General features: G+C 70.3%; 12 protein-coding genes and 1 pseudogene. 5 read left to right on the forward strand and 8 right to left on the reverse strand.

The features are described 5' to 3' along the window. Positions 1-129: 129 nt before the first annotated feature. The 4 genes from LGI35_RS30925 to LGI35_RS30940 all read right to left on the reverse strand — a co-directional run bounded on the left by LGI35_RS30925 (position 130) and on the right by LGI35_RS30940 (position 4,080). Positions 130-1,296 carry a hypothetical protein gene (locus LGI35_RS30925; RefSeq protein WP_227297495.1) on the reverse strand — a complete coding sequence of 389 codons (1,167 nt, stop codon included), beginning with the start codon at positions 1,294-1,296 and terminating at the stop codon, positions 130-132. Further along, the gene (locus tag LGI35_RS30930; protein WP_227297498.1) at positions 1,278-2,024 is read right to left on the reverse strand and encodes an ABC transporter ATP-binding protein; all 747 of its coding nucleotides are present in this window, start codon (positions 2,022-2,024) and stop codon (positions 1,278-1,280) included. Before LGI35_RS30930 ends, LGI35_RS30925 begins: the two co-directional genes overlap by 19 nt. Before the next feature lie 194 nt (positions 2,025-2,218). Next, on the reverse strand, positions 2,219-3,598 hold the full coding sequence (locus LGI35_RS30935) for an aspartate aminotransferase family protein (protein WP_116509314.1): 1,380 nt from the start codon (positions 3,596-3,598) through the stop codon (positions 2,219-2,221). Then, on the reverse strand, positions 3,583-4,080 hold the full coding sequence (locus LGI35_RS30940) for an Lrp/AsnC family transcriptional regulator (protein ID WP_206302065.1): 498 nt from the start codon (positions 4,078-4,080) through the stop codon (positions 3,583-3,585). Before LGI35_RS30940 ends, LGI35_RS30935 begins: the two co-directional genes overlap by 16 nt. A 181-nt stretch (positions 4,081-4,261) precedes the next feature. On the opposite strand from LGI35_RS30940, the gene LGI35_RS30945 reads away from it, so the two are divergent. Next, the gene (locus tag LGI35_RS30945) at positions 4,262-5,701 is read left to right on the forward strand and encodes a gamma-aminobutyraldehyde dehydrogenase (protein ID WP_227297499.1); all 1,440 of its coding nucleotides are present in this window, start codon (positions 4,262-4,264) and stop codon (positions 5,699-5,701) included. A gap of 197 nt (positions 5,702-5,898) precedes the next feature. Continuing rightward, positions 5,899-7,092 (forward strand): polyamine ABC transporter substrate-binding protein, encoded by a 1,194-nt coding sequence (locus LGI35_RS30950; RefSeq protein WP_227300600.1) that lies wholly within the window; start codon positions 5,899-5,901, stop codon positions 7,090-7,092. Positions 7,093-7,134: 42 nt separating this feature from the next. Here the strand turns inward: LGI35_RS30950 and LGI35_RS30955 are convergent, their stop codons facing one another. The 3 genes and pseudogenes from LGI35_RS30955 to LGI35_RS30965 form a co-directional block, all read right to left on the reverse strand. Then, positions 7,135-7,524, reverse strand: a complete 390-nt coding sequence (locus LGI35_RS30955; RefSeq protein ID WP_376219066.1) for a hypothetical protein — start codon at positions 7,522-7,524, stop codon at positions 7,135-7,137. Positions 7,525-7,770: 246 nt separating this feature from the next. Next, positions 7,771-8,451, reverse strand: a complete 681-nt coding sequence (locus tag LGI35_RS30960) for a glycerophosphodiester phosphodiesterase (RefSeq protein ID WP_227297503.1) — start codon at positions 8,449-8,451, stop codon at positions 7,771-7,773. Positions 8,452-8,472: 21 nt separating this feature from the next. After that, positions 8,473-9,581 (reverse strand): annotated as a pseudogene (locus tag LGI35_RS30965) (adenosine deaminase); the annotation flags it as partial. 317 nt (positions 9,582-9,898) lie between these two features. On the opposite strand from LGI35_RS30965, the gene LGI35_RS30970 reads away from it, so the two are divergent. Next, entirely contained in the window at positions 9,899-10,636 is a 738-nt protein-coding gene (locus tag LGI35_RS30970) for a DUF4190 domain-containing protein (protein WP_227297506.1), read from the forward strand. A gap of 67 nt (positions 10,637-10,703) precedes the next feature. Here the strand turns inward: LGI35_RS30970 and LGI35_RS30975 are convergent, their stop codons facing one another. Beyond that, positions 10,704-11,291, reverse strand: coding sequence for an NADAR family protein (locus LGI35_RS30975; RefSeq protein ID WP_227297507.1), 588 nt, complete (start codon positions 11,289-11,291; stop codon positions 10,704-10,706). Between the two features lie 206 nt (positions 11,292-11,497). Between LGI35_RS30975 and LGI35_RS30980 the strand changes: the two genes are divergently transcribed. Further along, the gene (locus LGI35_RS30980; protein WP_227297509.1) at positions 11,498-13,027 is read left to right on the forward strand and encodes a gamma-aminobutyraldehyde dehydrogenase; all 1,530 of its coding nucleotides are present in this window, start codon (positions 11,498-11,500) and stop codon (positions 13,025-13,027) included. A gap of 71 nt (positions 13,028-13,098) precedes the next feature. Continuing rightward, entirely contained in the window at positions 13,099-14,346 is a 1,248-nt protein-coding gene (locus tag LGI35_RS30985) for an ABC transporter substrate-binding protein (RefSeq protein ID WP_227297511.1), read from the forward strand. The last annotated feature ends 35 nt before the right edge of the window (positions 14,347-14,381 follow it).

Here is a 14,381-nt window from a genome sequence, read left to right on the forward strand (position 1 = left end):
CTGGTCTCGGTGTCGCGTCGCTGTGCCGTACGCAGGGTTAGACGTGAGGTCCGGCCGTAACTCATCGCCCGCCGCGAACTTTCTTTCGATCTTTTTCGGTGGCCCGCGACGAGAGGGTGCGCACCCCGCTCAGGGCGCGAGCGGGAGCGCCGCCAGTTCCGCGACGGTCCATGTCAGCAGCCCGAACACGGCGAGCAGTGCCGCCGCGCGCAGCCCGGCCGCGCCCCGGAGGAGACTCGCGGGGGCGCCGAGCCGGAGCAGGGCGGCCTTGGTGTCGGAGCGGGCGTGCTTGGCCTCGATCGCGGCCGTCAGGAGCGTGGCGACCGTACAGCCCATGACGAGGACGGCGCCGAGCGCGGACAGCGGGCCGAGGTCGGGCTGACGTCCCGACCAGAGAGTGAGTCCCGCGTACGCGCCGGAGGCCACCGCGCAGACCACGCCCAGGGGGCGACCGATACGACGGGCCTCCTCCTGGAGCACCCGGCCAGCGAGGAGCCGCGCGGCCCCCGGCCGCACCGACTGGAGCGCCCGCCCGCACTGGTACGTGAGTCCGGGACCCGCGAGGGCGAGGCCGAGGGCCGTCAGCGTCCAGCCGGCCAGCACGCCCGCCGGGCTGCCGCCGAGACCGCCAGGCATGGGGAACCCCGCGGGGCTGTGCGCGCGGGAGGCGTACGTCTCCACGGCGAGGCCCATGGCCAGCAGCGCCACGCCCCAGGGCAGGCCGATCGGCGCGGGCACCGGGGCGGCGGGGTCGCGCGGGTCCGGCTGGGGCTCGCCGGCCTTGGCGGCGCGCGGACGCAGCGCGAGGGCCGAGGCGCCGGACGCGGTGAGCGGGACCAGGGCGAGCAGGGTCAGGGTGGCGGCCAGGGGCAGAGGCTGGTCCGCGGCGAGGAGACCGCGTGCCGCCCCGTCGAAGGGCAGCCCGGAGAGGTCGCCGCGCAGGTGCAGGAAGACCAGCAGTGCCAGCATCGAGCCGAGCGTGCAGGCGGCCGCGGTGGAGATCGCCGAGATGAGCGTCAGGCGTGCCGGGCCGAGGCCGACCGCGGACAGGCCGGGACGCGGCTTGGTGCCCGGGTCGGTGCGCGCGACGGCGACGGCGAGGTGGACGGTCGCGGCGATCGGCACCACGCACCAGGCCAGGCGCAGTACGGATCCGGTGGAGGCGTCGGGGTGGCCCAGCGCGTAGCCGAGCGTGCACAGCAGGAGGAATCCGGTGCCGGCGGAGGCGGCCGCGACCAGGAGCCTGCGCAACTGGACGACGGGCTGGCCCCCGCGGGCTAGACGGAGAGCGAGCACGCGGCCCGGCCTTCCGCGTCGGAGCCGCCGGGCACCCCGGGCAGATGGACCGTGTTCACGCGGCGTCCGTCGAGGAGCGACACCGTGCGGTCGGCCAGGGCGGCCACCTCGGTGTCGTGCGTGGCGAGGACGACGGTGATGCCGTGCGAGCGGGCCGCGGCCATCAGGGTGCGCAGGACGTGGGCGCGGTCGGCGCGGTGCAGGGGCGCGGTGGGCTCGTCGGCGAAGAGCACCGAGGGGGCGGTGACCAGGGCGCGGGCGATGGCGACGCGCTGGCGCTCCGACTGGATGAGGGCGTGCGGGCGCTTGCGGGCACACATGCCGATGTCGAGGCGCTCCAGCCACTCCAGGGCACCGGCCTTGGCGGCGCGGCGGCTGCCGCCGCGCATCATCAGGGCGAGCGCCGTGTTCTCCCAGGCGTTCAGCTCGGGCACGAGGTGGGGCTCGGGGTCGATCCAGGCGAAGCGGTCGCGGCGCAGCCGTTCCCTGACGAGCGCGCCCATGGTGTGGACGGGGGTGCTGTTGAACCAGACCTCGCCCTGCTGCGGCAGGAGCTGGCCGGAGAGGCACTGCAGGAGCGTCGTCTTGCCGCTGCCGCGCGGCCCTGTGACGGCGAGGATCTCGCCCTCGCGGACACCGAGCGAGACGCCGGTGAGCGCGGGCGAACCGTTGTGGGAGAAGTGCAGGGCGCGTGCCCAGAGCACGTCGTTGTCCGGTGGGGCCACCATGGCGAACACCTCGTTCAGAGACTGCAGATCAGAATTGCCGTAAGACGAGCCGTCCCCCTTACGGGGGAACGAAGGCAGGGCCGATCGGTCACTGGGCACGCTAGGTATTCGCCGGCGCGGGTCGGGAAATGACGCGGCCCGGCCGCCCCCATCTCACTCGGATGGGCGCAGCCGGGCCACGGGAGCCGTCAGGCTCAGATCTTGCTCCAGGCCTCCGTGAGGACCTGGCGGATGATGCCCTCGATCTCGTCGAAGGTGGACTGGTCCGAGATCAGCGGCGGGGACAGCTGGATGACCGGGTCACCACGGTCGTCGGCGCGGCAGTACAGGCCGTACTCGTAGAGCTTCTTGGACACGAAGCCGTAGAGCACGCGCTCCGACTCCTCGTCCGTGAAGGACTCCTTGGTGTCCTTGTCCTTGACGAGCTCGATGCCGTAGAAGAAGCCGTTGCCGCGGACGTCGCCGACGATCGGCAGGTCGTGCAGCTTCTGCAGCGTCTTGAGGAAGTTGGCCTCGTTGTCGAGCACGTGCTGGTTGAGACCCTCGCGCTCGAACAGGTCGAGGTTGGCGAGCGCCACGGCCGAGGACACCGGGTGGCCACCGAAGGTGTAGCCGTGCAGGAAGGTGTTGTCACCCTTGTAGAACGGCGCCGCGATCCGGTCGGAGACGATGGTCGCACCGATCGGGGAGTAGCCCGAGGTCATGCCCTTGGCGCAGGTGATGATGTCCGGGATGTAGCCGAACTTGTCACAGGCGAACATCGTGCCGAGGCGGCCGAAGGCGCAGATGACCTCGTCCGAGACGAGCAGTACGTCGTACTGGTCGCAGATCTCGCGCACGCGCTGGAAGTAGCCGGGCGGCGGCGGGAAGCAGCCACCGGCGTTCTGCACGGGCTCGAGGAAGACCGCGGCGACGGTCTCGGGGCCCTCGAAGAGGATCTCCTGCTCGATCTGGTCGGCGGCCCAGCGGCCGAAGGCCTCCGGGTCGTCGCCGTGGATCGGGGCGCGGTAGATGTTGGTGTTCGGGACCTTGTGCGCGCCCGGCACCAGCGGCTCGAACGGGGCCTTCAGGCCCGGCAGGCCGGTGATGGACAGCGCGCCCTGCGGGGTGCCGTGGTAGGCCACCGCGCGGGAGATCACCTTGTACTTGGTGTGGTTGCCGTTCAGCTTGTGGTACTGCTTCGCAAGCTTCCAGGCGGTCTCGACGGCCTCGCCACCACCGGTGGAGAAGAAGACCTTGTTGAGGTCACCCGGGGCGTAGTGGGCGAGGCGCTCGGCCAGCTCCACAGCCTTCGGGTGGGCGTACGACCACACGGGGAAGAAGGCCAGCTCGGACGCCTGCTTGGCGGCGACCTCGGCGAGCTCCCTGCGTCCGTGGCCGGCCTGCACGACGAACAGGCCCGCGAGCCCGTCGAGGTACTTCTTGCCCTTGTCGTCGTAGATGTAGGTGCCCTCGCCACGCACGATGGTGGGAACGGGCGCGTTCTCGTACGACGACATGCGGGTGAAGTGCATCCACAGGTGGTCGTACGCGGTTCGGCTGAGGTCCTTGCTCACGGCTATCGGGTTCCCCACATATAGGTCTGCTTCTTGAGCTTGAGGTAGACGAAGCTCTCGGTGGAGCGCACGCCGGGAAGGGCCCGGATGCGTTTGTTGATGACGTCCAGGAGCTGGTCGTCGTCCTCACACACGACCTCCGCGAGGAGGTCGAACGAGCCCGCGGTCATGACCACGTACTCGACTTCCGGCATGGCCGTCAGCGCTTCGGCGACGGGATCGAGGTCGCCCTCCGCGTTGATGCCGACCATCGCCTGCCGGCGGAAACCCACGGTGAGTGGGTCCGTGACGGCGACGATCTGCATCACGCCCTGGTCGAGCAGCTTCTGGACGCGCTGTCGCACGGCCGCTTCGGAGAGGCCTACGGCCTTGCCGATGGCGGCGTACGGCCTACGACCGTCTTCCTGGAGCTGTTCGATGATGGCGAGGGAAACGGCGTCGAGCGGCGGGGTGCCGGTGCCGTTCCTCGATCCCTTTGGGTCTGCGCTGCGACTGGCCACGTGCCCCACCATGCACGAGGAGTCGACCGTTCCGCAAGCCCAGATCGATGAAATTCGTTGTTTGAGGGCTCGATGTTCACGGATTTCGCAGATCTGGCAGGTCGGGGGGTGTTGAAAGCGTGGAGCTACGGATTAGGGTGGTATCTCAGCCAATGGATATCCGACCAGGAGGGCCGCCTCAGTGACCAGCGAGCTGCGTCGTCTGCGCAATTACATCGACGGTGAGTTCCGGGACGCCGCCGACGGACGGACCACCGAGGTGGTCAACCCGGCCAACGGTGAGGCGTACGCGACCGCCCCCCTGTCCGGCGACGCCGACGTGGACGCCGCCATGGCCGCCGCCGCGGCCGCGTTCCCGGCCTGGCGCGACCTCACCCCCAGTGAGCGCCAGAAGGCCCTCCTCAAGATCGCGGACGCGTTCGAGGAGCGGGCCGAGGAGCTCATCGCCGCCGAGGTCGAGAACACCGGCAAGCCGACCGGCCTGACCCGGTCCGAGGAAATCCCGCCCATGGTCGACCAGATCCGCTTCTTCGCGGGTGCGGCGCGCATGCTCGAGGGCCGCTCGGCCGGCGAGTACATGGAGGGCCTGACCTCGATCATCCGCCGCGAGCCCATCGGCGTCTGCGCCCAGGTCGCGCCGTGGAACTACCCGATGATGATGGCCGTTTGGAAGTTCGCCCCGGCGCTCGCCGCGGGCAACACGGTCGTCCTGAAGCCGTCGGACACCACTCCGGCCTCCACGGTCCTGATCGCCGAGATCATCGGCTCCATCGTCCCCAAGGGTGTCTTCAACGTCATCTGCGGTGACCGCGAGACCGGCCGCGCGATGGTCGAGCACAAGACCCCGGCGATGGCCTCCATCACCGGCTCCGTACGCGCCGGCATCTCGGTCGCCGAGTCCGCAGCCAAGGACGTCAAGCGCGTCCACCTGGAGCTCGGCGGCAAGGCCCCGGTCGTCGTCTTCGAGGACACCGACATCGCCAAGGCCGTCGAGGACATCTCGACGGCGGGCTTCTTCAACGCGGGCCAGGACTGCACGGCCGCCACCCGCGTCCTCGTCCACGAGTCCATCCACGACGAGTTCGTCCAGGCCCTCGCCAAGGCGGCGGCCGACACGAAGACCGGCCAGCCGGACGACGAGGACGTCCTCTACGGGCCCCTCAACAACCCGAACCAGCTCGCCCAGGTCACCGGCTTCATCGAGCGCCTGCCCGCGCACGCCAAGGTCGAGGCCGGTGGCCACCGCGTCGGCGACAAGGGCTACTTCTACGCCCCGACCGTCGTCTCGGGCGTCAAGCAGGACGACGAGATCATCCAGAACGAGGTCTTCGGCCCGGTCATCACCGTCCAGTCCTTCGCGGACGAGGCGCAGGCCGTCGAGTGGGCGAACGGCGTGGAGTACGCGCTGGCCTCCTCGGTCTGGACGAAGGACCACGCGCGCGCGATGCGCATGTCCAAGATCCTCGACTTCGGCTGTGTGTGGATCAACACCCACATCCCGCTGGTCGCCGAGATGCCGCACGGCGGCTTCAAGAAGTCCGGCTACGGCAAGGACCTGTCGGCGTACGGCTTCGACGACTACACGCGCATCAAGCACGTCATGACGTCGATCGAGGGCTGATCAGCGGCACGATCCGCTTCACCCGCCCCCGCGTGGCTCCGGCCGCGCGGGGGCGCTCGCGTGTCCGGGGCGGGTGGGTGCGCGGCGGGGTGCCGGGTGATCGACAGTGTGTCGGCTCTCACCCCGTCGGCTTGACGCAGCGTCCATTGTCCGGCCTCGCTGGTCGCGGGCATCCTGCACAGGTGCGAGCGACCCCGATGAACCCCAAGCCGTCCCTGTCCCGCCGTTCCCTGATGCGCGCCCTGGGCGGAGGTGCCACGGCCGCGGCGGTCGGCGCGCTCGCCTCGGGATGCGGTGTGCCCGCCGCCTACGTCGCGCCGGGGGACCGCGCCGCGACCGACCGCTCCGGCAGCGACAAGCGGCTCGTCTTCGCCAACTGGCCGCTCTACGTCGACGTCGACGACGACGATCCGTCGAAGCGGCCCACGCTCGACACCTTCCGGAAGCAGACCGGGATCGACGTCAAGTACATCGAAGAGATCAACGACAACGACGAGTTCTTCGGCAAGATCAGCCCGTCTCTGATGAACCATCAGAAGACCGGCCGGGACCTCATCGTCATCAGCGACTGGATGTGCGCCAAGTTCGTGACGCTCGGCTGGGTCCAGGAGATGGACCGTGCCCGGCAGCCGCACGTCGCCAAGTACCTCGACCCGCTGCTGCGTTCACCGCACTTCGACCCCGGCCGCAAGTACACCGTGCCGTGGCAGTCGGGCATCACCGGCATCGCGTACAACAAGCGCCGGGTCGGGCGCGAGATCAAGCACGTGTCCGACCTGTGGGCGGCCGACCTCAAGGGCAAGGTCACGCTGCTGTCCGGGCTCGACGAGTCGTTCGCGCTGCTCATGCAGGGCAACGGCGTCGACATCACCCGGTGGACCCCGGACGACTTCCACCGCGTGTGCGACCAGGTCGAGAAGCTCGTCAAGAACCACCACATCCGCCGCTTCACCGGCAACGACTACATCAAGGACCTCTCCAGCGGCGACGTCCTCGCCTGCCAGGCCTACAGCGGTGACGTCATCCAGCTCCAGGCCGACGACCCGGACATCGAGTTCGTCGTGCCCGAGGAGGGTGGCGAGCTGTGGGCCGAGTCGCTGATGATCCCCAACCTCGCCGATCACAAGCGCAACGCCGAGACCCTCATCGACTACTACTACCGGCCGGAGGTCGCCGCGAAGCTGGCCACCTGGGTCAACTACGTGAGTCCCGTGCCGGCCGCCCGCGAGATCCTCGCCGACGCGAAGGACAAGGACACCGCGGCACTCGCCGAGGACCCGCTGATCTTCCCCGACGACACGATGCGCCGGCGGCTCGCGATCGCGCGCGACATCACGTCCAAGGAGCGCCCGGAACTCGCCAAGCGGTGGAACGCGATCGCGGGGTTGTGAGATCGCGGGGTGGCGTGAGGGCGCGCCCCCGTTCCGGCCCGGTCAGTTCCACAGGGGAGTGGTCGTGACCTGCTGGAACGCGTCCGGGTGGCCGTTCGGGTAGGTGAGCGTGATGCGGGAGTAGTGCTGCGTGTCGTGGTGCTTGGTCCAGGACTGCGGGTGGTCGAGGCGGACCGTGACGCGGTACGAGCGGAACTTGCCCGCGGCGCAGTACGGCTTGCAGTCGTTGACCCAGCTCGTGCCCGTGGCCACCGCCTTGCTCGGGCCCCACTGCGACCAGTGAAGCGAGGTGAGGCGGCTGTTGCCGTCCCCGCACGCGAGCAGGAAGTCCGTGGGTCGCACCTGCGGCTGCCAGGTGCAGCTGACGATCACGGGGACGCCGGTCCCGTGCTGCGGCTTCGGCGCCGCGGCGGAGGCGGAGGCCGGAGCCATGGCTGCTGCGAGGGACGCGACTGCACAGAGTGCGAGCGATGCCTTCAGTGTGTTGCTCCGCAAAGTATGCTCCCGGCCGATCGGGGGGCCCTGGGCCCCGTGGTGCTCGTTCCGACGCTAAGGCCGCCGAGTGAGATGCGCCACTCGAACGGGCTAAGGTCGCGCGGACGGGTGCAGGCGGGCAGGTCAGCGCTTGATCGCCGCCATGCTGACGCCCCCTGCGACAGGCTGCGGGGAGCCGGGCGATCAGTCGCCGCGCAGCCCGTACAGGACGTCGATGCGGTTCGTCGTGATCGAGTCGACGCCGAGGTCGAGGAGACGTCGCATCGCCGACTTCGTGTCCGGGGTCCACGCGGACACCAGCAGGCCCTGGCGGTGCACATGGGCCGTCAGCTCCCGACTGACCAGCGGGAACCGGTAGTTGAGCCAGGTCGGCCTGATCGCTTCGAGCACGCCGGGCCGCGGCGGGGCCAGCGTCGTCCAGGTCAGCGCGATCTCGGCGGCCGGGTCCGCGCGCCGCACCGTCAGCATCGTCTCCGCGCCCGCACAGTAATAGGCACGCTCGTCGGCGCCGCAGTCACGGATGACGCCGACGACCGTACGGACCGTGCGCACGTCCGCGCCCGGCAGGTCCACCATCACCCGCCGCTCGGCCAGTACCTCAAGGGCCTGTTCGAGGGTGGGCACGCCGCCCGCGGTGACGCCGCGCACCTCGTCGTACGAGAGCGCGGAGAGCGGGCGGTCGTGGTCCCACAGCCGCTTGAGCGTGGAGTCGTGCAGCAGTACGGGCACGCCGTCGCGGGTCAGACGGACGTCGACCTCGACCGCGTCCGCCCCCCGCTCCAGCGCGGAGCGCAGGGAGGCGAGGGTGTTCTCGCGGACGCGGTAGGGGTCGCCCCGGTGGGCCACGGCAGTCACGGTACGCATGGCCCCATTGTGGTCAGCCGGTCATGCCCGGGCGAGCCACGTGTCCGTGTAGGTGTCGATCTCCGCGGTGATACGGGCCTTGCCCGGCTCGTCGAGGAACGACGCGTCCACCGCGTTCCTGGCGAGCGCGGCCACGCCCCGCTCGTCGAGGTCGAGGAGACGGGCGGCGACGGCGTACTCGTTGTTGAGGTCCGTGCCGAACATGGGCGGGTCGTCGGAGTTGACGGTGACGACGACCCCGGCGTCGACGAACTGCTTGATGGGGTGCTCCTCGAGGGTCTTCACGGCGCGCGTCGCGATGTTCGACGTCGGGCAGACCTCGAGCGGGATGTGGTGCTCGGCGAGATGCGCGAGGAGCTTCGGGTCCTGGACGGACGTCGTGCCGTGGCCGATGCGTTCGGCGCCGAGGTGCACCAGCGCGTCCCAGACCGTCCCGGGGCCCGTCGTCTCGCCGGCGTGTGGCACGGAGTGCAGGCCCGCGGCGATCGCGCGGTCGAAGTACGGCTTGAACTGGGGCCGCGGCACGCCGATCTCGGGCCCGCCGAGCCCGAAGGAGACCAGGCCCTCCGGGCGGATCGTGTCGGTCGTCGCGAGCCGCACGGTCTCCTCGGCGGACTCGAGCCCCGCCTCGCCGGGGATGTCGAAGCACCAGCGCAGCACGGTGCCGAACTCGGCCTCGGCCGCCTTGCGCGCGTCCTCGATCGCCTCCATGAAGCCGTACTCGTCGATGCCGCGGCGGACGGAGGAGTACGGGGTGATGGTCAGCTCGGCGTAGCGCACGTTCTGCCGGGCCATGTCCCGCGCGACCTCGAACGTGAGGAGGCGGACGTCCTCCGGGGTGCGCACGAGGTCGACGACCGAGAGGTATACGTCGATGAAGTGCGCGAAGTCCGTGAACGTGAAGTAGTCGGCCAGGGCCTCGGGGTCCGTGGGGACCTTGGAGTCCGGGTGGCGGGCCGCGAGCGTGGAGACGATCCGGGGGGACGCCGAGCCGACGTGGTGCACATGCAGCTCTGCCTTTGGCAGTCCGGCGATAAAGGCATGCAGATCGGTCACGGATTCCTCCCCAGGAACTTGGTTGATCGGCTGATCGGTGGGTCGCAGTCATCGTAGGCGTGCCCCGGCCGCGCCTCGGCGGCGGCCGTAGCATGGCGGGACGTCTGGGTGGGAGAAGAAGGGGGACGAGCGAGCTATGTCCGAGGACACAGAGGGCAGAGAGAGCGCTGACGGCTCGGAGGGCGCCGAGGACGGCTACGGTCCGGCGGCTTCGCCGGAGTGGGGGTCGGGGTCGGGGTCCGGGTCTGGTGGGGATCAGCCCGGGGGCAGAGTGTCCCTGGGGAAGCGGGAACCGGACCCGTGGGCTGCTCCGGCGGAGACGGGCCCGCGGGACGCCGTGGCAGGGGATGTGGCACAGGAGGAGGCGGGGCGGCCGGCTGGTCCGGCGCCCGTGAACCCCTTCACGCCGCCGTCCCACGCCGAGACGCAGGTGGACCCCTTCGCGGCGCCCTCCTCCCCGTCCTCGCCCACCCCGCCCGCCGAGCCGTACAACCCGTTCGCCCCGCCCTCCCCGGGCGCCGCGCCGGCCCCCGGCCGCTGGTCACAGCAACCGCACCCCCCGCACTCACACGCCCAGCCGCCGGGTGCCCCCTACGCGATGCCCCCCGGCTACCCGGCGCCGCAGGCCGGGGCCCCCTGGGCGCCGGGGGCCAACCCCTTCGCGCCGCCCGGGGAACCCGTGCCCCCGCCGCCCGTCTCGCCCGACGGGCCCGGGCAGATGCACTACGGCTACCCGGCCGCCCCGTACGGCTACGGCCGCCACGCGGCGACCGGCCCGGCCCCGATGCCCTACGGCGGTCCCGGCTACGGCTGGCCCGGGATGCAGCCGAGTCCCTCGAACGGCATGGGCGTCGCCGCCCTGACGCTCGGGATCATCTCGGCCGTCGTCTTCATCCTGTGGCCGATCTCGATCATCGTCGGCATCCTCGCCATCATCTTCGGCGCGATCGGCCGCGCGAAGGCGGGCCGGGGCGAGGCCACCAACCGTGGCCAGGCCCTGGCCGGACTGATCTGCGGCATCTGCGGACTGGTGCTCGCGCTGGTCATGATGTTCTTCGTCATCGCCGACAGCGGCTCGTCGAGCGGCAGCGACAGCAGCGACGACAGCGGTTACTCCGCCGCCCTGTAGAACACCGTCCTACAGGGCGCACCGCCCTGTAGGACACCGGCGACGGGGACAGGACCGGGCCGGGCCGTCAGGCCCGGTCCGCCAGCCGCTCGCGCGCCGCCATCAGCGCGAACCCGAGCAGATTGGGCCCACGCCACCGTCTCGGGTCGCCGGCGGCCTCCGCGTCGGCCGCGAGTCCGATGCCCCACACGCGGTCGAGCGGGCTGGCCTCGACCAGGACGCGCTCGCCCGTCCCGAGCAGGAAGTCCCGCAGATCCGCGTGCGCCGCGAACTTGTGCACGCTGCCCTCGACGACGATCCCGAACCGCTCGCGCGCCCAGGTGTCCTCGTCGAAGCCGCGCACGAGGCGCCCCGCCTTCTTGGCCTGCGAGGGATGTGCCGCCCCGACGGCTCTGCGCTCGGCCTCCGCGTCCCCGAACAGCCGGGCCTTCGCGGCCATCATCCAGTGCTCGGCCGTCGCGTACTCGACCCCGTCCACGGTGAACGGCGCGACCCACCACTGGCTGAGGCAGCTCGCCCCGACCGTGCCGTCCGCCCGCGGTGTGTGCCCCCAGAAGTGCAGGTACTTGACCCGCACACCCGCTTCCACCGCTCTGACCAGCGAGTCCCGGTCGTGGATGGACGCGTTCCCCTCGAGCTTGTCGATCTTCCCCATGCACGCGAGTCTGGCACGCACCACGGACACTCCGTCCTGGGTTTTTCAGGGGGACTCGACACCTGGTCGACAGATTCCGTCGCGTAACCAAAAGGCAACAACGGAATCACTTGTTGCAGTACATCGCCTCTGTCAGGATCGGCACTCAAATCGAGCTGGAGCTACGCCGGCCCCGCGGGACGGGGCTCCGGCGGAGGAGAGCGATAATGCACAACCCTGGCAACAGCACCCGCTTCCAGGCCCAGGACCGGTTCGCCGAAGGCGCCCAGTACATCGCGGGCCGTCTCACCAAGGGCACCTCCGGTCGCACCCACGCAGTCGTCGACCCGGCCACGGGCCAGGACGTCTACACGTACGAGCTGGCCGGCACCGAGGACGTCGACGCCGCCGTGGCCGCGGCCCGCGAGGCCTTCCCCGGCTGGGCCGGCGCCACGCCGGGCGAGCGTTCCGACGCGATGCACCGCTTCGCGGGAGTCCTGGCCGAGCGCGCCGAGGACCTCGCGCAGGCCGAGTCCCTGCAGTGCGGCAAACCCCTCAAGCTGAGCCGCGAGTTCGACGTCCCCGGGACCGTCGACAACACCGCGTTCTTCGCGGGCGCCGCCCGGCACCTCCAGGGGCAGTCCGCCGGCGAGTACAGCGGCGACCACACCTCGTACGTGCGGCGCGAGCCCATCGGTGTCGTCGGGTCCATCGCTCCCTGGAACTACCCGCTCCAGATGGCCGCCTGGAAAGTCCTCCCGGCGATCGCGGCCGGGAACACCATCGTGCTCAAGCCCGCCGAGCTGACCCCGCTCACCTCCCTCCTGTTCGCGCAGGCCGCGACCGAGGCGGGCATCCCCGACGGTGTCGTCAACATCGTCACGGGCGCGGGCCGGGACGCCGGCGAGCACCTCGTCGGACACCCCGACGTCGCCATGACCTCCTTCACCGGGTCCACGGGCGTCGGCAAGCGCGTCGCCGAGATCGCCACCTCCACCGTGAAGCGGCTGCATCTGGAGCTCGGCGGCAAGGCGCCGTTCGTCGTGTTCGACGACGCCGACCTGGAGGCCGCCGTGCACGGCGCGGTCGCCGGTGCCCTCATCAACACGGGCCAGGACTGCACCGCCGCCACGCGCGCGTACGTGCAGCGCCCCCTCTACGACGCCTTCGTGCAGGGCGTCGCGGACCTCATGGAGGGCATCCGGGTCGGCGACCCGTTCGCCCCGGACACCGACCTCGGCCCGCTGATCTCGCACGCCCAGCGCGACCGCGTCGCCGGGTTCGTCGACCGGGCCCGCTCCTACGCGCGCGTGGTCGCCGGTGGTGTCATCCCCCAGGGCGACCTCGAGCAGGGCGCGTACTACCGGCCGACCCTCGTCGCGGGCGCCGCCCAGGACAGTGAGATCGTCCAGGCCGAGATCTTCGGCCCGGTGCTCGTCGTGCTGCCCTTCGACAGCGACGACGAGGGCATCCGCCTCGCCAACGACACCCCCTACGGCCTGGCCGCCTCGGCCTGGACCAGGGACGTGTTCCGGGCGGGCCGCGCCACCCGCGACATCAAGGCGGGCTGCGTCTGGGTCAACGACCACATCCCGATCCTCAGCGAGATGCCGCACGGCGGCTACAAGGCGTCCGGCTTCGGCAAGGACATGTCTGCCTACTCCTTCGAGGAGTACACGCAGATCAAGCACGTCATGTTCGACAACACCGCGGTCGCCCGGAAGGACTGGCACCGCACGATCTTCGGGGACCGATAGTCATCGGGCCGCCCTTCGGGGCGGCCGCACACCCTCCCGCAAGGGACCCTCCCGAAAGGGCATCCAAGCGCATGGAGCAGTACGAGCCCGACAGCCTGTCCCCGGTACAACTCGCCGCCATGCGGCGCAGTTACCGCAACGGCAGGGCGGCCATGACCCGCCGTTCCCTGCTGCGCGCCTCCGCGGGCGGCGCGCTCGCCGTCGGCGGGATCGGGTCGCTGAGCGCCTGCGGCATCCCCGCGGCGAGCACGAGCAAGGGCGGCGTCTCGTCCGAGGACCACTCGGCCAAGGAGAAGGTGGTCAACTTCTCCAACTGGACCGAGTACATCGACCTCAGCGACGACGAGAAGCACCGGCCCACCCTGGACGCGTTCACCAAGCGCACCGGGATCAAGGTCAATTACACCGAGGACATCAACGACAACGTCGAGTTCTTCGGCAAGATCAAGCCGCAGCTCGCGGCGGGCCAGGACACCGGCCGCGACATCATGGTCCTCACCGACTGGCTGGCCGCCCGGCTGATCCGCTTCGGCTGGGTCCAGAAGCTCGACCCGGCCAACCTGCCCCACGCGTACGCGAATCTGTCCCCGCAGTTCCGCAGCCCCGACTGGGACCCGGGCCGTGCCTACTCGTACCCGTGGCAGGGCATCGCCGTCGTCATCGCGTACAACACCAAGGCCACGAAGGGCAAGGAGGTCACCTCCGTCTCGCAGCTGCTCGACGACCCCAAGCTCAAGGGCAGGGTCGGGCTGCTGTCCGAGATGCGCGACACCGTCGGGATGATGATGCTCGACATGGGCAAGGACCCGGCCACCTTCACGGCCGACGACTTCGACGCGGCGATAGCCCGGATGCAGAAGGCCGTCGACAGCAAGCAGGTCCGCCGCTTCACCGGCAACGACTACATCTCCGACCTGAGCAAGGGCGACCTCGCGGCCTGTCTCGCCTGGTCGGGCGACGTCGTGCAGCTCCAGACGGACAACCCGGACGTCAAGTTCCACATCCCCGACACCGGTTACATGGCCGGCACGGACAACATGCTGATCCCCAACAGGGCCCGCCACAAGACGAACGCAGAGAAGCTCATGGACTACTACTACGAGCTTCCGGTCGCCGCCGAACTGGCCGCCTGGATCAACTACGTCACTCCCGTCGACGGCGTGAAGCCCGAACTCGCCAAGATCGACAAGAAGATCGCGAACGACCCGCTGATCGTGCCCGACAAAGCCATGAGTGCCAAGGCGCACGCATTCCGCTCGCTGACTTCCAAGGAAGACAAGGCGTTCGAGGAGAAGTTCGCCCAGCTCACGGGCGCGTGAGAACCGCAGCACCGAGCCCCCTGACCCCACGACTC

The sequence above is a fragment of the Streptomyces longhuiensis genome (assembly GCF_020616555.1).
GTDB classification, from domain to species: domain Bacteria; phylum Actinomycetota; class Actinomycetes; order Streptomycetales; family Streptomycetaceae; genus Streptomyces; species Streptomyces longhuiensis.